The sequence below is a fragment of the Cryobacterium sp. PH29-G1 genome (genome assembly GCF_030063365.1).
Taxonomy (GTDB): Bacteria; Actinomycetota; Actinomycetes; order Actinomycetales; family Microbacteriaceae; genus Cryobacterium.
The window spans coordinates 427,309-451,549 of record NZ_JASISY010000002.1 but is presented as its reverse complement, the minus strand read 5'-3'; the positions used below and the strand labels follow the sequence as shown (position 1 = coordinate 451,549).

At 65.6% G+C, this 24,241-nt stretch carries 17 protein-coding genes; 10 read left to right on the top strand and 7 right to left on the bottom strand.

Features of this window, described 5'->3' with window-relative positions:
* Positions 1-25: 25 nt before the first annotated feature.
* A complete protein-coding gene (locus QMK22_RS04505; RefSeq protein WP_283496426.1) occupies positions 26-745 on the bottom strand; it encodes a TetR/AcrR family transcriptional regulator in 720 nt (239 codons plus the stop codon).
* A gap of 124 nt (positions 746-869) precedes the next feature.
* On the opposite strand from QMK22_RS04505, the gene QMK22_RS04500 reads away from it, so the two are divergent.
* Together QMK22_RS04500 and QMK22_RS04495 are read left to right on the top strand one after the other, a co-directional pair.
* Positions 870-1,820 (top strand): hypothetical protein, encoded by a 951-nt coding sequence (locus tag QMK22_RS04500; protein ID WP_283496425.1) that lies wholly within the window; start codon positions 870-872, stop codon positions 1,818-1,820.
* A gap of 3 nt (positions 1,821-1,823) precedes the next feature.
* Entirely contained in the window at positions 1,824-3,941 is a 2,118-nt protein-coding gene (locus QMK22_RS04495; protein WP_283496424.1) for a YhgE/Pip domain-containing protein, read from the top strand.
* Here the strand turns inward: QMK22_RS04495 and QMK22_RS04490 are convergent, their stop codons facing one another.
* The gene (locus QMK22_RS04490; protein WP_283496423.1) at positions 3,942-5,036 is read right to left on the bottom strand and encodes a carboxylate-amine ligase; all 1,095 of its coding nucleotides are present in this window, start codon (positions 5,034-5,036) and stop codon (positions 3,942-3,944) included.
* 181 nt (positions 5,037-5,217) lie between these two features.
* Between QMK22_RS04490 and QMK22_RS04485 the strand changes: the two genes are divergently transcribed.
* A complete protein-coding gene (locus tag QMK22_RS04485) occupies positions 5,218-7,524 on the top strand; it encodes a transglycosylase domain-containing protein (protein WP_283496422.1) in 2,307 nt (768 codons plus the stop codon).
* Positions 7,525-7,578: 54 nt separating this feature from the next.
* On the opposite strand, the gene QMK22_RS04480 is transcribed toward QMK22_RS04485, so the two are convergent.
* Complete coding sequence (locus QMK22_RS04480) at positions 7,579-11,025, bottom strand: DNA polymerase III subunit alpha (protein WP_283496421.1); 3,447 nt, start codon at positions 11,023-11,025, stop codon at positions 7,579-7,581.
* Positions 11,022-11,294: a hypothetical protein gene (locus QMK22_RS04475; protein WP_283496420.1), complete on the bottom strand. Its 273-nt coding sequence runs from the start codon at positions 11,292-11,294 to the stop codon at positions 11,022-11,024. Before QMK22_RS04475 ends, QMK22_RS04480 begins: the two co-directional genes overlap by 4 nt.
* Before the next feature lie 499 nt (positions 11,295-11,793).
* Between QMK22_RS04475 and fdhA the strand changes: the two genes are divergently transcribed.
* The 3 genes from fdhA to fdhD all read left to right on the top strand — a co-directional run bounded on the left by fdhA (position 11,794) and on the right by fdhD (position 15,438).
* Entirely contained in the window at positions 11,794-13,011 is a 1,218-nt protein-coding gene (gene fdhA / locus QMK22_RS04470; protein WP_283496419.1) for a formaldehyde dehydrogenase, glutathione-independent, read from the top strand.
* A gap of 176 nt (positions 13,012-13,187) precedes the next feature.
* The gene (gene moaA / locus QMK22_RS04465; RefSeq protein ID WP_283496418.1) at positions 13,188-14,306 is read left to right on the top strand and encodes a GTP 3',8-cyclase MoaA; all 1,119 of its coding nucleotides are present in this window, start codon (positions 13,188-13,190) and stop codon (positions 14,304-14,306) included.
* Between the two features lie 265 nt (positions 14,307-14,571).
* Positions 14,572-15,438, top strand: coding sequence for a formate dehydrogenase accessory sulfurtransferase FdhD (fdhD, locus tag QMK22_RS04460; protein ID WP_283496417.1), 867 nt, complete (start codon positions 14,572-14,574; stop codon positions 15,436-15,438).
* On the opposite strand, the gene QMK22_RS04455 is transcribed toward fdhD, so the two are convergent.
* Positions 15,435-15,968: a dihydrofolate reductase family protein gene (locus tag QMK22_RS04455; RefSeq protein ID WP_283496416.1), complete on the bottom strand. Its 534-nt coding sequence runs from the start codon at positions 15,966-15,968 to the stop codon at positions 15,435-15,437. The genes fdhD and QMK22_RS04455 overlap by 4 nt on opposite strands.
* Positions 15,965-18,280 carry an FdhF/YdeP family oxidoreductase gene (locus QMK22_RS04450; RefSeq protein ID WP_283496415.1) on the bottom strand — a complete coding sequence of 772 codons (2,316 nt, stop codon included), beginning with the start codon at positions 18,278-18,280 and terminating at the stop codon, positions 15,965-15,967. The genes QMK22_RS04455 and QMK22_RS04450 overlap by 4 nt, the downstream gene beginning before the upstream one ends.
* 336 nt (positions 18,281-18,616) lie before the next feature.
* Here QMK22_RS04450 and QMK22_RS04445 point away from each other — a divergent pair, with 336 nt between their 5' ends.
* Both QMK22_RS04445 and QMK22_RS04440 read left to right on the top strand, forming a co-directional pair.
* The gene (locus QMK22_RS04445) at positions 18,617-20,938 is read left to right on the top strand and encodes a glycosyltransferase (RefSeq protein WP_283496414.1); all 2,322 of its coding nucleotides are present in this window, start codon (positions 18,617-18,619) and stop codon (positions 20,936-20,938) included.
* Positions 20,935-22,248 (top strand): nucleotide disphospho-sugar-binding domain-containing protein, encoded by a 1,314-nt coding sequence (locus tag QMK22_RS04440; RefSeq protein ID WP_283496413.1) that lies wholly within the window; start codon positions 20,935-20,937, stop codon positions 22,246-22,248. The genes QMK22_RS04445 and QMK22_RS04440 overlap by 4 nt, the downstream gene beginning before the upstream one ends.
* Here the strand turns inward: QMK22_RS04440 and QMK22_RS04435 are convergent.
* A complete protein-coding gene (locus QMK22_RS04435) occupies positions 22,245-22,871 on the bottom strand; it encodes a nucleotidyltransferase family protein (RefSeq protein WP_283496412.1) in 627 nt (208 codons plus the stop codon). The genes QMK22_RS04440 and QMK22_RS04435 overlap by 4 nt on opposite strands.
* Before the next feature lie 371 nt (positions 22,872-23,242).
* Here QMK22_RS04435 and QMK22_RS04430 point away from each other — a divergent pair, with 371 nt between their 5' ends.
* Both QMK22_RS04430 and QMK22_RS04425 read left to right on the top strand, forming a co-directional pair.
* Positions 23,243-23,500, top strand: a complete 258-nt coding sequence (locus tag QMK22_RS04430; protein ID WP_283496411.1) for a hypothetical protein — start codon at positions 23,243-23,245, stop codon at positions 23,498-23,500.
* 219 nt (positions 23,501-23,719) lie between these two features.
* Positions 23,720-24,172 carry a hypothetical protein gene (locus QMK22_RS04425; protein WP_283496410.1) on the top strand — a complete coding sequence of 151 codons (453 nt, stop codon included), beginning with the start codon at positions 23,720-23,722 and terminating at the stop codon, positions 24,170-24,172.
* Positions 24,173-24,241: the final 69 nt, after the last annotated feature.

Sequence of the window (24,241 nt, the reverse complement as noted above, 5' to 3'; positions counted from 1 at the left end):
GGCTCACAACCCTGTATGGCTACAGTTACCGCAGCGTGCCCACGAGGATGGCCTCGATCATTCGGGCCTGCACCCCGCGCTCGAAGTAGTCCGGGTCGAGAATGCGCTCAAGCGCCATAATGTTGGTCGCCGACATGATCAGGGGAGCGAGTACGTCCACGCGATGGGCGTCAGGATCGATGCCGAACTGGTCGGCGTGTTGCATGATGACCGCGCCGATGGCGAGCCGCACGCTTTTGCGGCTCTCTCGATAGAGATCGGCGGCCTGCGGATCGCGGGCGGCGTGCACGGCCAACTCCATGAGGAGCAGATGCCAGGGCCCGTCTTCAATCAGCGTCTCAGCGAGACGGCGGGCGATGCGGGCCAGCGCCGCATCATCGAGTCGCACTTCGTCGCCGAGAATGGATGCCAGTCGGCCGCTGAGCAGAGTAGCCAGCCGTTCATTGACGATCGATCCGAACAGGTCTTGCTTTGAACCGAAGTTGGAATAGACCGCACCCTTGGTGTAACCGGCCCGAGTAGCAACGTCGGTGAGTTTGGTACTCAGAAAGCCGGATTCGAAGAACTGCTCGGTTGCGGCTCGCAGGATGTCGGCGCGCACGTCGGTGCGCAGGGGGCGCTTGCGCGGGAGGGGCTGGGGAGCGCCTGCGGGAGCGGCTGAGGGGGCGGCCATGGCGGTATCTGTGGGAACGGGGTGCCGGGTGGTGAGAAGGATGGGCGCTGCGCTGTCGGGCGTCTCAACCATGAGTGCCTTTCGGATTGTCCTAATGAGTTGACATCTGGATACTTTGGGTATTGGATACTCTGGGTACTGAAAATACTACGGCGGCTTCACGCCAGGCACAACCCAACGCTGGATGGAATTCTGTATGACGCTCGACTCGGCTCAAGACCCCGCACTGACCGCTGCTGCTGACCTTGCTGCTGACCCTGGTAATCCGGCCGAAGGCACTGTTGACGGCACAGCTGCCAGCACTGGTGATAGCGACAGCACCGATATGAGCGACACCGCGGATAGCAGCGACACCGCCACCGAGCTCGCTATCCAGACACGCAATTTCAGCATCCGCAACCGTCGACGCACCGTCATCGGCGGCATTAACCTCGACCTCCCGATCGGCGCACTACTCCTCGTATCCGGACGATTCGCTTCCGGTAAGACGGCGCTCCTGCTCGCGTTGGCCGGTCGACTACGCGGATTCGCTGGAACGGCGACGGTGCTCGGGCATCCGCTGCGCGGTGGTGGCGGTCAGGTTCGCCACCTCTCAGCACTGGCTGAAACGCCGATCGTGAACCGCCTCGACGATGACCTCACGGTTGAACGCCAACTCGCGGCCGCCCTGGTGCTTCGTCAGCCCTGGTGGAAACCGGTGGTCAGCCACAAAGCGGTCGTCCTCTGCCTCATTCGCGTGAACGAGGTGCTCCGTCTGGTCGACGCGCGCGCCGGCGCCCTGCTCGGTTCCGGCACCGCCGGCCTGCCCCGGCTGACCGGTACCGATCGCATCGCCGACCTGCAACCGCTCGATCGTGCGGCGCTGGGCGTGGTCGTGGCCCTGATCGGCCGCCCCCGACTGCTCATCGTCGATGACGTCGACACGCTACGTGACACGGATGACCGCACTCGCGTCTGGGCAGCCCTGCTCACCCTGCGCATGGCCGGCTGGCACGATCTCACGATCGCTGCGAGTGGTCAGGACCCGAAAGAGTTGCTCGAGATTCTCGACGGAATCGGCGGTGAGCCGGCGCCGGCGCGGCCGGTGTATCTGCTCGATCTTGATTCTGACGAACGAACCGTGACTGCTCTCACCGGAAAGGCCTAGACCATGGCCAAGAAATTTAGTCGGGCCCGCCTGTTCTCGCTGCCGAGCATCGAGCTATCCCGGTTTCGATCATCCCGTCTGGCCATCCTGGCCCTCATCATGATTGCCGCCGTTCCCGCCATCTACGGCGGCGTCTACCTCTCGGCCAACTGGAACACGAGCGGCAATATCGACAAACTCCACGCCGTCATCGTCAACAACGATGTGCCCGCAACGGTAACCGGACCCGACGGCACCGTGACGACCATCGACGCCGGCGCCGAACTCGTCGACTCTCTCGTGGGCAGCGACAGCGCGGGATTCACCTGGCTCACCGCCGACGACGAAACGGATGCCCGCACATCGCTCGTCGACAACGAGAACTTCGCCGTGCTCGTCGTTCCCGCCGATTTCTCCAGCACCCTGGCTTCGACGGCCACGAACCCGGGAGCCGAGGCGCCGGCTGCCGATGGCACGACCGTGGCATCCGTTTTCGCCCCGGAACAGGCGCACCTGCGCGTCTACACCGACGACGCCTCGAACTTCATCGTCGGCCAGGTCACGAAATCAGTGACCGCCGCCATTCGCGCGGAGCTGACGAGCTCAATCTCGGAGAACTACCTCGACAATATCTACCTGGGCTTCACCAGCCTGCACGACAACCTCGCGGAGGCCGCCGACGGCGCCCTGACCCTGAGCGACGGTGCCGCGACGGCAAGCGACGGATCAGCAGAACTCGTTATCGGACTCGGCAGCCTCTCCAGCGGCGCCGACACGCTTGCGAGCGGTATCGCCCAAGTGGATGCCGGCAGCCACACTCTGGCCACCGGTGCGAGCGACCTCGCCACCGGCGCATCGACCCTCGCGAGCGGCGCTGCCCAGGTGGAGTACGGTTCCGCCAGCCTGGCTGCGGGAGCCGCCGAGCTCAAAGCGAGCGTGACAACCCTGCCGGCGTCCGCCGCCCAGCTTGCAGCGGGTTCGGGCACCGTGTCCAGCACCCTCGGCACAATTGCCGCGCTCACGGCGGCGCACCCGGATTGGACCCTGGCACAGCTCAACGCGGCCCTCACCGCCGGAGGGGGATCGATTCAGGACCTCGCTGACGGTGCTGCTGCCGTCGCTGCGGGCACAGCGACGCTCAACCAGAGCGCGACACCGCTCGCAGCCGGCATCGGAACGCTCGCCGACGGCGCCGCTACCCTGGCCACGGGAGCGTCGAGCGTCTCGACCGGAGCCCAGTCCGTTTCGACCGGTGCTGCCTCACTCTCAACCGGTGCGGCATCGCTCGCGACCGGTGCCGATAGCGCGGCCGCTGGTGCTGCCACTCTGGCGTCCGGAGCGACGTCGGCCAGCACCGGCGCGAGCACCCTGGCCGACGGCCTGGGCGAGCTCGCGACGGGTGCGGACACCCTCAGCTCCTCACTGGAGTCGGGTGTCGACGATGTGCCGAGTTACACGGATGCGCAGGCGAGCGACCTCGCCGCAATAACCGCCGAGCCCGTGTCTGCCGAACACGTCCGGGAAAATGCTGTCGGGTTCTACGGGGAGGGTCTCGCCGCCTACTTCATTCCGCTCGCCCTCTGGGTCGGTGGAATCGGCATGTACTTTCTGTTCCGCCCGCTGTCGCCGCAGGCCGTCGCATCCACTGCCCGCCCGGTGCGCGTGGCCTTGACCGGTCTCGCTCCCGGACTACTCTTCGGCCTGCTGCAGGCCGGGCTGTTACTCGCGGTGCTGCACTTTATGGTGGGGCTCGAAGCCGCCAATTTCGCCGCCCTCGCGGCCTTCACGGTGATCGTCGCGTTGGTTTTCACCGCTATTCACCACAGCCTGATTGCCCTGCTGGGTGGTCGTGGGCGGTTGGTGGCCCTGTTGCTGCTGATTCTGCAGCTGGCCTCCGCCGGGGGCACCTACCCGATCGAGACCTCGCCCGTCTTCTTCCAATGGGTCAGCCCCGGCCTGCCCATGACGTACGCGGTCGACGGTGTACGACGGCTCATCGCCGAGGGGTGGACGAGCGCCATTCTGGTCGACATTCTGGCCCTGCTCGCATTCGGAATCGGCGCGTTCACGGTCTCCGTCTTCGCCAGCCGCTCGATGAAGATCTGGTCGATCGGCAAACTGCATCCGTCGCTGGATATTTGATTAGTCGTGCGCGGTGAGCGCGTGAGCGAGGAGGGCGGTGAGGCCCGGCAGCCCGCCGGCGCGCAGGGCGGCTCTCTGCCTCTCGGCTCCGGTGCCTAAACGCCGCGTGCGGGCGAGCAGTGCCAGGATGCGTTCGCGATTGCCGACCTCATCGATGGCGTCGCCGGCATAGCGCAGCAGGGCGTCCGCCACCTTCTGACTACGCTCCAGTCCTCCCGTCTCGGGATTCAACAGGGTCGATTCCATACCCTCGCGGGCGGCGTGCCAGAGCCCCGCGTCGAGCAGTTCCGGTGCGATATCGATGGGGGCGACATCCGCTTCGGCGTTGCGCAGGGCGGTGGTCACGACCGCCCGTGTCAGGGCGGCGAGGAGCAGGGTCGAGGGCGCATCGAGTTGGGCGTCGGAGACCCGAATCTCCACCGTTGGATGGTCTTCGGCCAGGCGGGCATTCCACCAGATCGTGCGCAGGTCATAGGTGCCACCCACGCCGACCAGCCGACGAATGCGGCGGTCATAGTCGGCGGCATCCGCAAAGATCGGCGGGCAGCCGATCGTGGACCAGCGCCGCATGTGCACACTGCGCCAGCTGGAGAACCCGGTGTCGGCGCCGCGCCAGAACGGCGAGTTCACGGCCAGCGCGAGCAGCGTCGGCAGCCAGACGCGCACCCGGTTGAGCGCCTGCACCCCGGCTTCGCGGCTCGGAATGCCAACGTGCACGTGTAGCCCATTGATCAGGTGATCGGGAACCAAACCGCGAAATTCGGTTTCGACCGTGTGATATCGCTCCACATTGGTGACCTCCGGCCAGCCTTCGGTCTGAAACGGTGCGCCAACGCCGGCGGCGAGTACCCCGCGGTGCCGGGCCGCACGGGCCAGACGCGTTCGAAAGGCCAGAAGGTCAGCGGAGGCCTGTTCGAAGCGATCAAAGACCGGCGTGGAGCGCTCAATCTGCGAGGCAAGAAACTCGTGGCTGACGAATCGCGACACCGGTGAGCGGCCCCGGAGCTCGGTGTGCACGTCGTCGCCGACGTTCGCCGGCTGCAGGGTTGCCGGCTTGAGAAAGATGAATTCCTCTTCGATACCGAACGTTTGCATGCACCACCTCCAGCAGTTTCACGGATACTACCCACAAACCGGTATCAACCCGATACATTCTCAGGTGCGCCAGCGGGCGACACGAGCGCCCGCACCTGACTAACATGACAATCAGTTACGAACCGATGTGCAGGCGTGGGCTCTCGCACGGGGTGACCCAGTGGGGGTAAGCGTGGTGCAAGTGACCGAGGTTCCAACCAGCGCGGCGCTGTCGCGTCGACGCTCCGTTCGCGGAGTTCTCGGCGGGATGCTCGGGTTTGTCGCCATGAGCGCGGTGGCCGGCGTGTTGGTGACCGTGTCGGTGACCCCGGTCGTAGCACTCTCGGGAATGGCCGCCACCAACACCATCTCCGTGTTCGAGAATCTGCCGGACTACATCAAAATCGAGCCCCTCTCACAAAAGAGCGATATCTTCGCCACGCGCAGTGACGGCACCTTTGAACTGCTCGCCTCGTTCTACGATCAGAACCGCATTGAAGTCGGCTGGGATGCGATCAGCCAATTCGCGAAGGATGCCGCGGTGGCGGGAGAAGACCCACGGTTTTACGAGCATGGCGGGGTTGACCTGCAGGGCACGCTCCGCGCCACGGCCACGACGGTGGCCGGCGGGAACACCCAGGGCGGGTCGTCCATCACCCAGCAGTATGTGAAGAACGTGCTCGTGCAGAAGTGCGCGGTGCTCAACGACCAGAGCGCGCACGACGCCTGCTACACCGCGGCGACCGAGACCACGCCCGACCGCAAACTGAAAGAAATGCGGCTCGCCATCGGGGTGGAGAAACAATACAGCAAGCACGACATCCTGCAGCAGTACTTCAACATCACCGGCTTCGGCGGCACCGTTTACGGCATCGAGGCCGCCGCGAACTACTACTTCAACACCGCCGCGGCCAATCTCACGCTGCCGCAGGCGGCGAGTCTCGTGGCGATCGTGAACAACCCGGTGAAGTTTCAGCTGGACAAGCCGGCGAGCGAGACCAATGGTGCGGCCAACGGCTATGCCGCCAACAAGCAGCGCCGTGACTACATTCTGCGCGAAATGCTGCGCTACAAGAAGATCACCCAGGGTGACTACGACGCCGCAGTGGCAGCCCCGGTGGAACCGATCATCACCGAGCCGAGCACGGGCTGTCAGACCGCATTGGCCAACGCGTTCTTCTGCGACTACGTCACCAAGATTTTACAAACCGATCCCACCTTCGGTGCCGACGCCGCCACCCGCATGCTCAACTTTCGCCGAGGTGGCTATGACGTGTACACCAGCCTGGACCTGGACGTGCAGAACGCCGCCGTGACGACCATGAATGAGCAGGTGCCCAAGGTCTACGCGGGCGGTGATGTGGGCGCGGTCATCACGAGCGTGCAGGTGGGTACCGGCCGGGTGCTGGCGATGACCCAGAACAAGGACTACAGCCAGGACCCGGCGGTGCAGGCGACCGGCGCCAACTACACCGGAATCAATTACGCGACCGACTATTCCGAGGGCGGGTCAAGCGGGTTCCAACCCGGCTCGACCTACAAGGTATTCACCCTGGCTGAGTGGCTCAAAGAAGACCACTCGCTCAATGAACGGGTCGATTCCCGGCGTAAAGCCAACTGGGGTACTTTTCAGGACAGCTGCCTCGGCCCCCAGAACTATGACAAGCAGAACTGGAACCCGCGCAACGATGCCAACGAGTCCGGCGCCAACTACACCGCGCTGCAGTCCACGATCGGCTCGATCAACACCGGCTTCATTGGAATGGCCAAGAAACTCGACCTCTGCGGTATTCGTAAAACGGCGGAGTTGTTCGGCGTGCACCGGGCCGACGGGCGGCCGCTCTCGCAGACCGCGGCATCCGTGATCGGTACCAACGAGGTGGCCCCGCTCACCATGACGGTTGCCTTCGCGGGCATCGCCAACAAAGGGGTCACCTGCTCGCCGATTGCCATTGACCGCATCGTCGGCCCGGGCGACGTGGAAATTCCCGTGCCGCCGTCGGTCTGCACGCAGTCGGTGGATTCCACCGTCGCGGCGGGCATGGCCTATGCGATGCGTCGGGTGATGACCAGTGGCACCGGCCGTCAGTCGAACGTGAGCACGAAACCGTCGGTGCCGATGATCGGAAAAACCGGAACGACGGATGGGGCCAAGGACACCTGGATGAGCGGTGCGAGCACCAAGGTGGCCACGGTGGTCGCCGTGGTCAGCCTGACCGGAACGCTCAGCCAGCGTCGCCAATACTTTGGGCGCGACCAGATTGCCACGGCGCGGCACCGGATGTGGCCGGCCGTAATGTCGGTCGTCAACGCCAAGTACGGCGGGGATGCCTTCGAAGAGCTGGCCCCCAAGTACATTCCGCCGCCCGTGGTCGTCGCCCCGCCCACCGCCAAGCCGGTGACCCCGCCGGTTGTTCCCCCGCCCGCAGATCCGCCCGCCGCCCCGCCCGCAGATCCCCCCGTCGACCCGCCCGCCGCCCCGCCCGAAGTTCCCGCGCCGGGTCAGTAACCTGCACGGGCAGGACTGCACGGGCAGGACTGCACGGGCAGTGCTGGCACCGCCTTACGCGCTCTGCGCCGCACTGAGGTGGTGCAGCGTACCTCCGGCCCGCGATGTAGACGGATGTGCAGCGAGTTCCGCCGCGTAGGCGGCCGCACTGGCAGCTTCCTCCGCGGCGGCACGCTCAACGGCATGTCGTTCCTTCACCTGGCGGGCCACATCGAACAGGTTCCACAGGTTCTCTCCGGTCACCGAAACGCCCCGGGCGCCCGAGCGGCGGGTGCGGCCACGCACGAGCATGTAGTTGGTCTGGAACACCTGCCCTCCCACGCGTTCCTGCGCGTCGTGAAAGAACACGACGTTGGCGACCGGGCCGGTACCGTCGTCGAGACTGATGAAGACGACACGACGACCGCCACGCATCGGCGGCGTGTTCGTAGCCCGCCGCACTCCGGCGAGCAGAACCTCGGTTCCACCGGGCAGAGTGCCGAGCTCACTCGCCGGGGTCACTCCCAGTTCCTTGAACAAAGCGTGAAAGCGCGTCATCTGGTGGGTGCCGATGGCGAGGTTCAGATCGAGTAGTTCCAGATCGGTCTGCGTGCGGCCGCGCAGTTCGAGCGAGGTAATGGCGCCGGCGCGGTCGCCGGAATATCGCGGCACCGGAAGCTCCACCTCGAACGCGAGCTGGTCGGCGCGAATCGACACGGCGGTGCCGCGCAGCGACTGAATGTGCGCGAGTAGTTCGTGTCGCCGGGTACGGTCGTAGCCAATGAACGTGTCGAGCGCGCCCACTCGGGCCAGAGCTTCGAAGGTGCGTCTTCGGGGGTGCACCCGGTCACGAAAGTCCTGCAGCGACCCGAACGGTTGGTGCCGCACAATGCGCGCCCGCTCTGCTTCCGTGCTGCCGACCAGCTCGGGCAGTGCCAAACGGATGCCCTGGCTCCCGTCGGCGAGATCCTCCACCCGATAGTCGAGCGCGCTCGACTGCACGTCGAGGGGGAGTACCGGTACCCCGAGCACACGGGCTTCGGCGACGATGAGGTCTTTCGGCCACATGCCGGGGTCGTGGGTGAGCAGCCCGGCCAGAAAAGCGGCCGGGTGGTGGGTTTTCAGCCAGGCGGACTGGTACGTGGGCAGGGCGAAGGCGGCGCCGTGCGCCTTCGCGAAGCCGAAGCTGCCAAAACCCGCCAACACCGTCCAGACCTGGTCGATGACCTTCTCGCTGAAGCCGCGGGCCAGCGCCCGTTCGCGCAGGTATTCCTCGATCTGGGGGAGTTGCTCTGGCTTACCCAGGTGCCGGCGAAAGACATCCGCTTTTCCCAGCCCGCAGCCGGTGAGTTCGTCGAACAGTCGCATGACCTGTTCGTGAAAGATGACGACGCCGTTGGTTTCGCGCAGGATCGGTTCGAATCGGGGGTGGATGTAGTCGGGCATGACCTCGCCGTGCCGTGCCTGCAAATATTTGAGCGGCATGTTGTTCTTCATCGGGCCGGGTCGAAACAGCGAGATCTCGACCGTGAGGTCGTTGAATACCTCGGGTTGCAGCTTGCCGACGAGCTCCATCTGGCCGGGGGATTCGATTTGAAAGATGCCCAGGGTGCGGGTAGAGCGAATGAGCTCGAATGTTTTCGCATCATCGAGCGGTACCCGATCGAGGTCGATGCTCTCGCCGGTGAGCCGGTGGTGCTCGTCAACGGCGTGCGCCATCGCCGACTGCATGCGCACACCGAGAATGTCGAGCTTGATGAGCCCCATCGGGTCCATATCGTGTTTGTCATACTGGGACATCGGCAAGCCCATGCCGCTGGCCTGCACCGGGGTGCGGTCGAGCAGGCTCGCGTCGGAGAGGATCACGCCGCAGGGGTGCACCGAGATATGCCGGGGGAGCCGGTCGAGTTTGGCGGTGAGGTCGACCAGCTGATCGAGCTGCTGGGACTCGCGCACCTCGGTGGCCAGGGCGGCGAGCTCGGGCTTCTCCTCGAGGGCGCGGCGAAAGTCGCGGGCGTTGAACCGCCACATCTGCTTGGCGATGACGTTGATCTGAGCATCGGGCAGGCCCAGCGCGAGGCCGGCATCCCGCACGGCGCCGCGGCCCCGGTAGGCGTTGGTCATCGACATGAGCGAAACCCGGTCGCTGCCGAAGGCGCGAAAGACTTCGCGGTAGATGTCATGCCGCCTGGCCGACTCAACGTCAATGTCGATGTCGGGCAGGGTCTGGCGTTCCGGGGAGAGAAACCGTTCAAAGAGCAGCCCGTTCGCGATGGGGTCGACCGAGGAAGTATGCAGCGCATAGTTGAGCACCGAGCCGACCCCCGAACCACGAGCCTGAATGCGAATTCCCATGCCGCGAATAATGTCTGCCACGCGGGAGACGGTAAGAAAATAGCTGGCAAAGCCGAGGTGTTCGACCGTTTTCATCTCGTGGGCGAGCTGGGCGTGGGCGGCTTCAACCGCGCGCGAGCCGCTCGCGGAGTATAAATCGGCGATACCGCTCGTGGCGCGCCGCCACAGCTCGGCAACCGGGTCGCCGGTGACACCGATGATGCGTGCCTCTGGCATGCGCGGACGCCCGAGACCGATGTCGTGCTCGGGGTCGAGACTGCACCGGTCGGCGAGCTGTTCGGTGTCGCGCAGCAACCGTTCGAGGGCGCCGGCATCGTGCAGGCCGGCGTCGACGACCATGCGGGCTACCTGTCGCATCGCTCCGGCGGGTTTGAGCCAGGCCTGGCCGTTGGTTTGAGGGGTCTCAAGTTCAGCGAGCGGCAGCAGATAGCGCGCGGCGTCGGCGAGATCGGCGGTGACCGCCTCTTCGGGGGTGCCGTACCGCACAGCATTGCTGAGCACCGCCGGTAAGCCGGCATTCTCGGCGAGGGCCAGCATGCGCGTGGCCGGGGTCACGCTGCCGACGGTGCCGCTCTCGGCAAGATGACAGACGATTTCGAGCACGACAGCTTCGGCCGGCAGGGCGCGCTGCCAGTGGGCGAGCCGCACCGCGGCATCCGTATTGTCGCGCCGGCCGATGGCGAGGCCAACGTCGGAGTCGGGACCGAGTAGCACGGTGAGCGAAGCGAGCCCGGCCAGATCGGCCAGCCTGGCGCGTGAAATGCTCGGGCCGGCAGCGGCAGCGCCGGCGTGGGCAGCGGCGTGGGCGGTGGCGCTCCGGGCTGCCATGATGCGAACAGCGTCTCGGTCGGTGCTGTGGGCGGCGCTGACCGCGCGGCAGAGCGCGGCGTAACCTCGACCGGTGGTGTTGCCGTGGGCGAGCACGACCACCCGGCCGAGGGGGCGATACTCCTCGTCGTGCACGGCGAGTTCGGCGCCGAGCCCGGGGCGGATGCCCGCGGCGACACAGGCGCGCACGTGTTTGACCGCGCCGTAGAGTCCGTCACGGTCGGTGACGGCCAGAAAACTCGCGCCCTGCGCGGCCGCCTGCTCGACCAGGGCATCGGGGAGCGTCACCCCATAGTGGGTTGAGTAGGCGCTCGCGACGTGCAGGTGTGCAAAGCTCATCCCCAGTCCAGCGCTAACACCCAGGACCCGTCCGTGCCGCGGCGCAGGTCGTAACGGTGCTGTTCTTCGCCGCCGCGGCTGGCATCGAGTCGCCACAGCTCGGTGTCGATGCGGGTGGGGGTTCCCTCGTTTTCCCACCAGCGGGTGCGTCGGAACACGGCCTGCGGCTGTCCGATGACGGTGTGTTCGAACCGATTCCAGATGAACGCGCGCGGGTCGCCGTCGGGGGAAAGCTCAACGTCAACCGGAGCGTCAATAATGTGGGGCAAGGGGGCCTCCCTAGGCTGAGGACGGGGAAATAATGGTAAAAACCTGATGAGCATCCGTTAAGAACCGCTCCTCGTGGTTTCGAACAAATTCTTTTTGAAACTGATTATTATCGAATAAGTCTTCTAGGTAAAAGTGTATGTCACACCACCGACATGCGCCACGGGCGATTGCTCCAGACTCTTTGGACGGTCGATCGGGGGGGTCCGTGTGACATCATCGGCGCGGCCCTGAGCGCGGGCGGGGTGCAGCAGTTTCTCTCGGTACCCCGCCATGCGAGCGGTTTTCGGACTATGTCCCGTTGGGTACGGCCGCGCCGGCCGGTGCGTGGGCCGGCTAACCACTAGCGGACTGGATCGGGTCGATGGCTGAGAATTGCCTGATTGTAATTTTTGGGAACGGTGATGGAGTGAGAGGGCTGCAGTCATTCTCAGCAGCGTTCATCCACTGCGGGCAGATCGGGTTCGACCTGTCCGCGCAGAAAAATGAGGAAGGTAGTTCATGACGGGGAACAGAGCAGTTGCCTACAAGAGCGCCGGAGTCGTCGAGGTTATCGACATCGACTACCCCACGTTCGAACTCAAAGACGGACCGGGCGTCAACCCGGCCAACGTCGGCCGCAAGGTACCGCACGGCGTCATTCTCAAGACCGTGACCACCAACATTTGCGGTTCGGACCAGCACATGGTGCGTGGTCGCACCACCGCACCGAGCAATCTGGTGCTGGGTCACGAAATCACCGGCGAAGTGGTGGAGTGCGGACCAGATGTCGAATTCATCAAGGTCGGCGATATCGTGTCGGTGCCGTTCAATATCAGCTGCGGTCGTTGTCGCAACTGCAAGGAACGCAAGACCGGTATTTGCCTCAACGTCAACCCGGACCGCCCGGGTAGCGCCTACGGCTACGTCGACATGGGCGGTTGGGTGGGCGGCCAGGCCGAGTATGTACTCGTTCCCTACGCCGACTGGAACCTGCTCAAGTTTCCAGACCGGGATCAGGCGCTCGAAAAGATCATGGACCTCACCATGCTCTCCGATATATTCCCGACCGGGTTCCACGGGGCCTACACGGCCGGTGCCGGAGTCGGATCGACCGTCTACGTGGCCGGAGCCGGCCCGGTCGGCCTCGCAGCCGCCGTCTCGGCCCAGCTGCTCGGTGCGGCCGTCGTCATCGTCGGTGATATGAACGAAGAGCGCCTCGCCCAGGCTCGCAGCTTCGGCTGCGAGACCATTGACCTCAGCAAGGGCGAGCCGGGGGAGCAGATCGAGCAGATCCTCGGCGTGCCGGAGGTCGATGCCGGTGTCGACGCCGTCGGCTTTGAGGCGCGCGGGCACGGCAAGGACGCCGATCACGAGGCTCCGGCCACCGTGCTCAACTCGCTTATGACGATCACCGCCGCCGGTGGTGCGCTCGGCATCCCGGGGTTGTACGTCACGGGTGACCCGGGTGCCAAGGATGACGCCGCCAAGGTCGGCTCGCTGTCGATCCGGCTCGGCCTCGGCTGGGCCAAGTCGCTGTCCTTCACGACCGGTCAGTGCCCGGTGATGAAGTACAACCGCCAGCTGATGATGGCGATCCTGCACGACAAGGTGCAGATTGCCAAGGCCGTCAACGCCAAGGCCATCAGCCTGGAGGATGCTCCGCGCGGCTACAAGGAGTTCGACGCCGGTGCGGCGACAAAGTACGTGCTGAACCCCAATGGTTACGTGAAGGGCTAGCAGCAGCGGCTGCACGCCCGCTCCCTAACTGCACCAGACCAGCGGATGGCCCTGGCCGGTTTCTTCCGGCCCGGGCCATTCCTGTGGGTCAGCAGCTGAGAACGGTGAACCCGGCATTCGCTTAGAACCGGTGTTCTGAGCGCGCCCGGTTGGGGCACGAGGATTAGGGTGGAACCATGACCGGCGCCGACAATGCAGAACCAGTTCCGCGCTTCTTTCGCGAGCGGTCGGATATTCCGGTGCAGTTGGAAACCCCGACCGGGACCGTCACCGACCGGTTGAATCGGCCGCTGCATGACCTGCGCTTGAGCGTGACCGACCGGTGCAACTTTCGCTGCGTGTACTGCATGCCGAAAGAGATTTTCGGCCGGGACTTTGCGTTCATGGAGCACGACGAACTGCTCAGCTTTGAGGAACTGACCCGGCTCGCGAGCGTGAGCGTTGCGCACGGCGTGGAGAAGATTCGATTGACCGGCGGCGAACCGCTGCTGCGCAAGGGACTCGAAGATCTCATCGCGCAGCTGGCCGAGCTGCGCACCCCCTCCGGTGGCGAAATCGATATCGCCCTCACGACGAATGGGTCTGCGCTGGCCGTGAAGGCGCAGGCCCTCAAAGATGCCGGGCTGAAGCGCGTCACCGTGTCGCTTGATTCCCTCGACGACACCACCTTTCGCACCATGAATGACGTGAAATTTCCGGTCGCGAAGGTGCTGCACGGCATCGACGTAGCCGAAGCGGTCGGGCTCGGTCCGATCAAGGTCAACATGGTCGTGCAGCGCGGCAAGAACGACCAGGACATCGTGGCCATGGCCCGGCATTTCAAGGGCACGCCATACATCTTGAGGTTCATCGAGTTCATGGACGTGGGCACCAGCAACGGTTGGGAGATGGGCGCGGTCGTGCCGTCGAAAGATGTGATCGAGCGCATCCACGCCGAGCTGCCGCTGGAGGAGATCGCTCCGAACTACAGCGGCGAGACCTCACGCCGCTGGCGCTACCAGGATGGCGGCGGCGAAATCGGCGTCATCTCCAGCGTGACCCAGTCGTTCTGCCACACCTGCTCGCGGGCCCGCATCTCTACCGACGGCAAACTGTTCACCTGCCTGTTCGCCACCGAGGGCCACGACCTGCGAGCGCTCATGCGCGGCGGCTGCTCCGACGAGGAACTCTCCACCGTGATGGCGCACCTCTGGCGCGAACGCACCGACCGATATTCCCAGCTGCGCAGCGCCAAGACCAGCGAGCTGCGGGCCTCCGGTGCCAAGAAAATTGAAATGTCCTACATCGGCGGCTAAGCCGGAACGCAGCGCCGGAACGCAGCGCCGGAACGCAGCGCCGGAACGCTGAGCGTGAACTGAGCGCGCCTGAACGGAATGGCCGGCCAGGCGGTACGTTACCTCGGCGAAAGTGCAACACGCCGAGCTGTTGTGCCTAAAATCACGGCATGTCGCGAATTTCACCGAGTTTACGTGCTGCCCCGGCAGCGCGCCGGCCGTTCCGGGCACCAACGTTCGGCTCACCCCAGTCACTGTCTAAAGCGACGCGTGCCAGACTTTCAGTATGAGCAGAATAACCGCGCGACGCAGAATCACCCGGCTCACGATCGGCACCCCCGCCCGGGCCGGCGAAGACCTGCTCGCGGTCGAAGAACCGCTGGAGATTCGGGTCAACGGCCGCCGTCTCGCCGTCACGATGCGCACGCCGGGCAATGATATTGACCTCGCGGCTGGATTTCTCGTCTCCGAGGGGGTCATCACCCAGGGTGATGATTTCAATACCGCACGCTATTGCGCCGGGGCGAGCGTCGATGGCGTCAACACCTACAACGTGCTCGACGTCACCCTCGGGGCCGGTGTCGCGCCGCCCGCGCCGAGCCTGGAGCGTTCGTTGCTCACGACCAGTTCCTGCGGCCTGTGCGGCAAGGAGAGCATCGACGCCGTACGCACCAAGTCAGCGTTTTCCATAGCGGATGACGCGGTGCGAGTGGACGCTGAACTGCTCACGACCTTTCCCGAGCAGCTGCGCGCCGGGCAGAACGTGTTCGAGAAGACCGGCGGTATTCACGCGGCGGGCCTGTTCGATGCCGCCACCGGGCGCATGCTGGTGTTGCGCGAAGACGTCGGCCGGCATAACGCCGTCGACAAGGTGATCGGCTGGGCGGTCAAAGAGAACCGGTTGCCGCTGACCGGCACCGTGCTCATGGTCTCGAGTCGGGCCAGTTTTGAACTCACCCAGAAGGCGCTGATGGCCGGCATACCGGTGCTGGCCGCCGTCTCGGCACCGTCCTCGCTCGCGGCGGAGTTCGCGAGCGAGGTGGGCATGACGCTCGTCGGCTTTCTCCGCGGCAACTCGATGGTGATCTATGCCGGGGGCGAGCGCATCGTTGAGAACGAGCGCAGCGTTGAGAACGAGCGGGTCGAGGCTTAGCGCCGCACCGCGTACCGTTCCTGCACCATGCCGCCGCCGATCGGCGCCGTACCCAGCGACTCGAGCTGAACATCCGTCGGGAGCGCCCCGAACAGCGGCAGGCCGGCACCGAGCAGTACCGGAACGCGGGTGACCACGAGGTCGTCGATGAGGCCGGCAGCCAGGCAGGAGGTGATGACCCGGCCGCCGTCGACGTACACCCGTTCGGCGCCGGCGGCGGTGAGTGCCTTGACTGCCTCATCGAGGCTGCGCACTACGGTGACGCGATCGTCGGTCGTGCTCAGGGTGCTGCTGAGCACCAGGACCTGCATCCTCGTGTACGGCCAGGGATCGAAGGCCGCCACAGCTTCGTAGGTGCCGCGACCCATCAGCATATGATCGATCCTGGCCGTGAACTCAGCGTAACCGCCGTCTCCGGTTGGCCCCGGTCGGTCGATCAGCCAGTCGAGTGCGCCGTCCGGTCGGGCGATGTAGCCGTCGACGCTCGTCGCGATGAAGACGTGGCCGGTCCAGGTGGGGTTGGCGGTCATCGGGGCTGCGGCGCTGCGACCGGTTCGTGCGCGATGAACCGCACGGTCATGGCCTTGTAGCCCGGGGTGTTCGACTCACGGGCCACGAGCTCGCGGTGCATCAGAGCGTTCGCCTCCGGAAAATACGCTGCGGCGCAGCCGCGCGGGGTGGGATAGACCACCAGACGAAACTCGTTCGCCCGACGTTCCACGCCCTGGAAGGTGCTGATCACGTCGACCATGTCGCGGTCGGCAAAGCCCAGCTCGGTGACGTCGTCTTCGTGGATGAGAATGACCCGACGCCCGTTTTTGATGCCGCGGTACCGGTCGTCGAGCCCGTAGAACGTGGTGTTGTACTGGTCGTGGCTGCGGATGGTCTGCAGAATCAGGTGGCCCTCGGGGGCCGACAGGTACTCGATCGGGCTCACCGTGAACCGGGCCAGACCGATGTCGGTGGCAAAGGTGCGCGTGTCGCGCGGCGGGTTGGGCAGCACGAACCCGTTCTTGGTCTTGAGCCGGGTGTTGAAATCGTCGAAGCCGGGCAGCACGCGGGAGATGTGGTCGCGAATGACGTCGTAGTTCTCGGACATTGCCTTCCAGTCGACCGCGTGGTCGTCGCCGAGCGTGGCCCTGGCCATACGCGCGACGATCACCGGTTCGGCGAGGAGGTGGTCGGAGACCGGATCCAGTCGGCCCTGGGTGGTACGCACGACCGACATGGAATCTTCCACCGAGAGTACCTGCCGACCAGACGGATGCTTGTCGTCGGTGTCCGTGCGGCCGAGGGTGGGCAGAATGAGTGAGGTCTTGCCGTGCATCACGTGCGAGCGGTTGGGCTTGGTCGACACGTGTACGGTGAGGCCGACACGTTGCATCGCCTTCTCGAGCATGTCGGTATCGGAGCAGGCAAGGGCGAAGTTGCCGCCCATTGACACGAAGACGTCTACCCGGTTGTGCACAAAGGCATCCACTGTGTCGACGGAGTCGAGGCCGTGCTTGCGGGGGGAGATGATGCCGAACTCGGCGTCGAGCGCGGCGAGCATGTCCTCCTTCGGCTTCTCCCAAACGCCCATGGTGCGGTCGCCCTGCACGTTGGAGTGACCGCGAACCGGGCAGGCACCCGCGCCGGGCTTGCCGAAGTTTCCCTGCAGCAGAAGCAGGTTGATGATCTCCTTGAGGGTGTTCACGGAGTGCGGCTGCTGCGTGAGACCGAGTGCCCAGCAGATGATCGTGGCCCTGCTCGCCACGAGCAACTCCGCCACGGTCTCAATGGCGGCGCGTTCAAGTCCGGTGGCCTTCTTCGTCTCCGCCCAGTCGATCACGGAGCGGGCTGCGCGGTAGGCTTCGATTCCGTCGGTGTTCGCCGCGACGAACTCGTGGTCAATGACCGATCCGGGCACGCGCGCCTCGTGCTCGAGCAGCAGGTGGCCGAGCGCCTGAAACAGGGCCAGGTCGCCGCCGACCTTGATTTGCAGAAACTCATCGGCCAGGTTGGTGCCCTTGCCGAGAATGCCCTTCGGAGTCTGCGGATCCATGAAGTTGAACAATCCAGCTTCGGGCAGCGGGTTGACGGCCACGATCCGGCCGCCGTTGTCTTTGCATTCGGCCAGGGCCGAAAGCATGCGCGGGTGGTTGGTGCCCGGGTTTTGGCCGACCACCAGAATGAGCTCGGCCTGATGAATATCTTCCAGCGAGACCGTTCCCTTGCCGATTCCGATTGTGGGGTTCAGCGCCGAACCCGAGGATTCGTGGCACATGTTGGAGCAGTCCGGCAGGTTGTTCGTGCCGATCGACCGGGCGAACAGCTGATAGAGAAAGGCCGACTCATTGGCGGTGCGGCCCGAAGTGTAGAAGACGGTGCGATCGGGCACGGTGGCGCGAATCTGCTCACCGATGAGCTCGAAGGCGTCATCCCACGAGATCTGCGAGTAATGCGTGTCGCCAGGTCGAATTACAACCGGGTGGGTGATTCGACCCTGATTACCCAGCCAATACTCGGTCTTGGTGGCCAGCTCGGCAATGGAATGCTCGGCCCAGAACTCCGGCGTCACCGTGCGCAGCGTGCTTTCTTCGGCAACGGCTTTCGCGCCGTTTTCGCAGAATTCCGCGGTCTTGCGGTGGCCCTGGGACTCGGGCCAGGCGCATCCGGGGCAGTCCGTGCCATCGCGCTGGTTCAAACGCAACAGCGAACGGGCGGTGCGCGCCACACCGGCCTGGGCGATTCCCCGGTCAAGTGCCACCAGTACGGCTTCAACACCCGCCGCTTGCTTCTTGGGCGCCGTGACGACCAGATCGCCTTCGTTGATGTCTTCGATGGGAGCTGAGCGTGTCATACCTCCATCCTGCCCTGCCCTGAAGCGTAAATTGTCGCCCGGCGGACAATAGATTGAATGGAGTCACGCTCTAGTGGATAGAATATCGCTCCATTTATGCCCGGGAGGGATCGGGGAGTGCGAGCGGCAATATCGGAAGTCTCCCAGCCTGGGCGCGTTCATTCATGCAATGATGACGATTGATGCTTTAGCTAACTAAGCTAGCTAGATCATCCGGTTGCACCTGCGGTCGGTCGCACCGTCGGCGTGGAACTGCCCAATCAACCCCCGTTCACTCGCGGCGATCCCGAATTGCCGTGTTCGATCCGCGGAGAAGTTCGCGAGGAGGAGCTGCCCGTGTCAACTCACACCGCCCTGGACGCGCAGCGCGCTGCCGCAACCATTCTGGATGGCATCCGTCGCGCTGACGACCTCACGGTGGCTGCTGCCCGTGATGGGGGCCCGCGGGCCGTGCGACTGCTGGCCCAGGCGGCGACCGACACGAGTGACCAGCTCACGGCCATCGCGGCGGTGCATGCCCTCGCGCAGGTTTTCGACGATTCCGCCGACGAGGTCCTCGTTGCTCTGCTGCACCACGATGAGGCGTTTCTGCGTGAGCACGCAGCGTGGGCGTTCGGCACCCGGCTGCCCCGCTACGACGCGATTGCGGGTCTGGTCACGCTCGTGCGGGAGGGGGGTTTCACCGGCATGCTCGCCCAGCGCACCCTGGAGCAGTGGGGTTCATCGGCGGCCGATCAGGTGGGCCTGTTTCTCGAAGGCACGCTGCTCGGCACCCGTACGGTGGATGCCCGGGCTCGACTGGTGGAAACCATCGGCCTTGTTCCCGGCCGGGTTCCGGAACGCCTGCTGCGGCGGGTCGCCGCCGATGTCACCGAGAGCCTGCACGCTCGTGTCGCCGCGATCGCGGCGCTAGGGGACCGCGCCCCGAACTCGGCCGTCATGGCCCTCTTGAGCGAAATCTCACAAGCGGATGCCGTGGCATCGGGCAACGGCGACAGCAGCGCTCTCGCAGCCGTCGCCCGACTGGCCCTGTTCGACCTCACGGCGACGCCGACGCCGGAATCCCAAGCGCCATGGCAGAGCGCCGGCCAGGGCGCGACGATCGCCCAGTTGTTTCTGCACGCCGATATCGATGGTGAGCTCTCCCAGGTGGGTGCCGGGGACAACGGTGGCATCGCCACCCTGCTGGTACGCCTCGGCGACGCCCTCGTGGGCAGGCCGGACAGCCCAAATGAACGGCGGGGATCGGCCGAGATAGATCGAGTCATCACGATGTCCCGCGGCTCCCACGAAAGCGCCCTCGATAACCTTGCCGATGTCGGATCAACCCGACCGGGGCACTCCTTCGCGGCCGTGCCGTTTGTCGGCGGTGCCGTGGCGTCGATCGACGCGTGGCCGCGCCGGGTCGCTGCCCAGCGCGGGATTCGCCGCATCCTGCGCTCGGCCGGTCTGGTCGACGCGATTCACCTGCGCATGGCGGATGTCGGCAGCCTCGCGGCGGCGACCGTGGCTCGCGACCTCGACATTCCCGTGGTGTTCACCGTAGCGCCGGACCCGCACGGCGTGATCGACTCACTCGAGTCCACCGGCGCGCTCACCCGGGCCAACTTCGGCTCTGTCGATACCACCGAGCACTTCTGGTTTCGCGCCCGCCTGGTGCAACGGCTTGCAGCGGATGCCGCCCACACCGTGCTGTTTCCGCGTCCGCAGCTGAAGCAGGACATCGAGCGGCTGGTCGGCATCGACATCGAGGCCGACCCGGAACGGCACTCCGTCATTCCCGAGGGGATCGACCTCGCTGTGATCGACCGCTCCCGCACCGATGTGCTCGGATCGCTCGGTCTGACCGGTGGGGGTTTGCTGGTCGCCAGCGATGACCATGCCCGGGCTGCGCTTGAACCCGCTGCCGTGGCACTCGATCAGCTCGACGAGCTACTGGCTACCCTTCCGCCCGAGCGGCGCGGCCTGCCGGTGCTGATCAGCGTTGGTCGACTGCACCGGGTGAAGGGCATGGCTGCCCTGGTTGAGGCGTGGAGCCAGGACCCGATCCTGCAGGGCCGCTGCAATTTGCTGATTGTGGGCGGCGACCTGCGGCATCCGTCTTCTGATGAACGTGCAGAATTGCGGCGCATGCACGCTGCCCTGGCCGGCCCGGTGGGTTCGGCGGGTTCGGCGGGGATTGCGGATTCGGCGGGCGCTGCGGCTGCCGCGCGGGGGCTCTTGCTGGCCGGGCACCGGGCCAACGACACGGTGGCCCGGTGGCTGGCGGCCGTGCGGTATGGGCGGCCAGGACTGGCGGCACCGTTCGGGGTGTATGTCTGCGCGAGCATGAAGGAGGAGTTCGGCATCGCGCTGCTCGAGGCGATGGCCACCGGGCTTTTGGTCGTCGCGCCCAACGGCGGCGGACCGGCCACCTATGTCGAGCACGGCGTGACCGGTTTTCTGGTCGATACCGGTGACGGCAACGCCCTGGCGCGATCCATCGCCGAGGCTCTCACGGAGGCGGCCGGAGTGCGGGGAGGAGCCAATGCGGACCGAGGCCGCCGCATGGTGGCGAATAACTTTACGATTGAGGCCATGGCACGAACTCTCACCGAGGTATACCGCGACGTGGCTGTGACGACCGAGCCGATCGCCTGGGAATTGAGCGCCTCATGACCCTGCTGATCATCAGCCCGGACTACGCCTCCCACCTGTATCCGCTGGCAACCCTCGGCACCGCCTGGGCGCAGGCCGGCGAACGCGTCGTGGTGGCGAGCGGACCGGCTACGGCCCATATTGTGACCGAGTTCGGGTTCGAGCGGGAGCACCTGCAATTGGGGCGCGGGTCCAACCCCGGCACGATCCGGGTCGACCAGCAGCCCACCGGCGAAGACGATGCTCTGCGCGGGTTCTTCGACGCCACCCGCCGCGGTATGGTCGACACCCTGCGGTTTCAAGCCCAGGCTCGCAGCAACGATCTGCTCTACAACCCGGTTGCGATCGCCCGTGCGGTGCAGCGCATCGTCGCCCGGGTGCAGCCGGATCAGGTGATCGTGGATCACCTCGCTTTCAGCGCCCGGCTCGGCCTGCTGAGCGCCGGCGTACCGTACGCAGACGTCCTACTGGGACATCCGTCGGCGTTGCCCGTTGGCAGGGAAGTCTACGGCTACCCGCCGGCCTGGCCGGCCGTGTTCTCGCCGGAACCACAGGAACTCGCCCTGCTGGAACTGCAGTGCGAGGCCGTGCGCGATGAGTTCACCGCCCAGTGGAACGATGCCCTGCGCGAGCTGGACCCGAACGCGGCGCCCAGCCGGGATGCTTTTCAGGAATGCGGAGACCTGCTGCTGCTGAACTACCCGTCCGAACTGCATCCGCAGGCGCGCACGGATGTGCTGCCACCGCACGTGTTTCTCGGGTCGGCCGTGCGGTCGGAGGCCGAAGATCCCGAGGTCGAAGCCTGGTTGGCGCAGAGTTCGCTACCCGTGGTCTACGTGAGTTTTGGAAGTTTTCTCTCGGTGCGCGGCGATGTGCTCGCGCGTGTTACTTCGGCCTTGCGCGACCTGCCGGTGCGGGTGGCCCTGGCTGTCGGGGCGACGTCGCCCGCCGATTTGGGGCCCGTGCCCGACTCCTGGCTGGTGCGCGGGTTCCTCCCGCAGGTGCGGCTGCTGCAGCAGGCCGCCCTCGCCGTGACGCACGGCGGCAACAATTCGGTCACCGAGGCGATGACGGCGGGGGTGCCGCTCGTGGTGCTGCCGTTCTCCACCGACCAGTTCGCCGGTGCGGCCGCACTCGACGCGGCGGGCGTGGGCACCTCTCTGCCGCCCAACACGGCCACCGTTGCCGATTTGCGTGACGCCTGTGAGCGGATGCTGCGCCTGGCCGGCGACCCGCGTGCGCGCCTCGACACTCTCGCGGAGGCCCTGACCGCGCACCCCGGCGCAGCGCGGGCCTATGCGGCTTTCAGCCGGGTTCCGGCCGGGAGTTAGCGCGGTCGGTCAACATCACGTCCGGTGCCCAGATCGCCGCACTCAATCACCTCTGTGTCATGGGCGCGGAGGTATGGGCCGGCACCGGTGTCGCCCGTTGCGACCGCAATCAGCGGCGCCCAGTGGGCGCGACCGATCACCACCGGATGCCCGGGCCGGCCGGCAAACCGGGCCTGACGCAGGGTGTGCTCGCTGATCCGCGTCTGCGTCTGCGGTGCCGCGCCGAGCATCCGAGCGATCGTGGCCGTAGTTAAATCGGGCACATCCACCGGAACCACCGCGACGGCGAGCAGGTCGGGCTGATCGAGGGCGCAGCGCAGCCCGGCACGCAGCGAGGCGGAGAGTCCCTCCGCCCAGTCGTCAGCCTGCACGACCAAAACGGATGGCGTCGGTTCCGGTCGGGGCGATGCCGGTTCGGTCTGGGCCAGCAGCTGCGCGGCCTCGGTGCCGCGGGCACCCAGAACGACGATCACGGGGGAGCATCCGCTCGCGATAAGCACGTCGACGGCATGCCGCAGCCAGGAGTGCCCTGCATCGTGCACGAGCGCTTTGGGCTGACCGTAGCGCGTGCCGGCTCCGGCGGCCAGCACGAGCCCGGCGGTACGGAGAGGCGGCGTCTGCATGCCTGCCATCGTAGGGTTTTGCGGCCGTTCCTGCTCGGGTGGTGCGCGTCGTGTGCGTTGTGCGCCGAGCCGTGAGTTTCGTGCGGCGAGCCGTGAGTCTGAGCCTCGATCGCGGCTTTTTCAGCTCGAAACTCACGACTCGGTGGCGCTTTCAGCCCGAAACTCACGGCTCGGCAGGGGGACAGGTCAGCGGCCGTGACTTGTGCGCGCTCACGAGTAGACAATGGTGCCGATACGCTCGACCAAAGCAAAGTCCCGGCTCGGAAGGTGCCCGATGTGCCCTCAGATTCTTCAGCCGCAGTCTTTTTCGCCGCCAACGGCTGCGGTCGCGCGGGGTCGCGCGCGAGCTCGACCAGATTACGAACGGTCGCGTGTTGCTGCTGCCGAGCACCGCGTCGACGGCGCCCAGCGACCCGGAAACCCTTGACCATGCCCGCAGCGCCACCCTCGCGCTGACCTGTCTCGCGGCCATCGGCGGCTACCCAGCGCTGTCGGCTCCGCTGCTCGATGTCGACGGAGCCCCACTCGGTTTGTGCCTGGTCGGGCATCGTTCAGCGATCTGGCACTCGTGGATAGCGCCACCGCGCCGGCATAAGCGCTCGCGTAGCACTGCGGCCCGTACCGGCTAAGAGCTTGCACCGCGAGTCAGGGGGTCGCAGGTTCAAATCCTGTCAGCCCGACCAATTGGCCGTTCGGCTTGTCCATCTTTGGAGGTGCGCATGCGCACGCACTTCCATGGTTACGATTGTGGCGAGCACAGTGATTGAGAGCGCGTGATGACGTACAGCGTAATTCGAGTTCGCGCGACGCCTGGTGCCTCGCGCTCAGGGCACACGGGTGGTGTGGTCGTGGTTGCTGGTATCGCGGTCGCCGCGTGGATCTCTTTCGGCCGCCACCTCTTCGGGATCGGTGGCGACCTCACCATCATCTACGCGGCAACGCTGGGTGTGATTTTTGCCGCCTTGCTGGTGTTCACGGGGCTCGCGGTACGACGCACGGCGCGTCGAGGGTTCGAAACTCGCGCGATAACATACGCGTTTTTCATTGCATCAGGCGTGAGTGGACTCTTGTTGGGACTCACGCTTCCAGATTCAACACCTCGCGGTTTGCAGACAATCGTCAGCGGCCCCACAGAGCCTGCGTTGGGTATCGCTATTGGTATCGCGAACCCCCTGGGCGTTATCGGAATCGCGACCGCAATCATTGCGCTCGTGCTTTCGATTCGCGATTCGCGCGGGCAGATCACGCTTGTTGAGTCCTGGGGCGATGAGGATGACGGCGACCTTGTCGACCCCGCGTAGCGGCGATTCGCTGCATCGATGCGACTCCCGAAAGACCCACGTGCAGCGCGTCAGGCCGGAAACACCGTC

Excerpts from the sequence above, each read along its gene's own strand:
- QMK22_RS04450 (WP_283496415.1), bottom strand. The coding sequence starts at position 18,280 with ATGACACGCTCAGCTCCCATCGAAGACATCAACGAAGGCGATCTGGTC.
- QMK22_RS04500 (WP_283496425.1), top strand. The coding sequence starts at position 870 with ATGACGCTCGACTCGGCTCAAGACCCCGCACTGACCGCTGCTGCTGAC.
- QMK22_RS04455 (WP_283496416.1), bottom strand. The coding sequence starts at position 15,968 with ATGACCGCCAACCCCACCTGGACCGGCCACGTCTTCATCGCGACGAGC.
- QMK22_RS04505 (WP_283496426.1), bottom strand. The coding sequence starts at position 745 with ATGGTTGAGACGCCCGACAGCGCAGCGCCCATCCTTCTCACCACCCGG.
- QMK22_RS04440 (WP_283496413.1), top strand. The coding sequence starts at position 20,935 with ATGACCCTGCTGATCATCAGCCCGGACTACGCCTCCCACCTGTATCCG.
- QMK22_RS04435 (WP_283496412.1), bottom strand. The coding sequence starts at position 22,871 with ATGCAGACGCCGCCTCTCCGTACCGCCGGGCTCGTGCTGGCCGCCGGA.
- fdhA (WP_283496419.1), top strand. The coding sequence starts at position 11,794 with ATGACGGGGAACAGAGCAGTTGCCTACAAGAGCGCCGGAGTCGTCGAG.
- QMK22_RS04480 (WP_283496421.1), bottom strand. The coding sequence starts at position 11,025 with ATGAGCTTTGCACACCTGCACGTCGCGAGCGCCTACTCAACCCACTAT.
- QMK22_RS04490 (WP_283496423.1), bottom strand. The coding sequence starts at position 5,036 with ATGCAAACGTTCGGTATCGAAGAGGAATTCATCTTTCTCAAGCCGGCA.
- QMK22_RS04495 (WP_283496424.1), top strand. The coding sequence starts at position 1,824 with ATGGCCAAGAAATTTAGTCGGGCCCGCCTGTTCTCGCTGCCGAGCATC.
- fdhD (WP_283496417.1), top strand. The coding sequence starts at position 14,572 with ATGAGCAGAATAACCGCGCGACGCAGAATCACCCGGCTCACGATCGGC.
- moaA (WP_283496418.1), top strand. The coding sequence starts at position 13,188 with ATGACCGGCGCCGACAATGCAGAACCAGTTCCGCGCTTCTTTCGCGAG.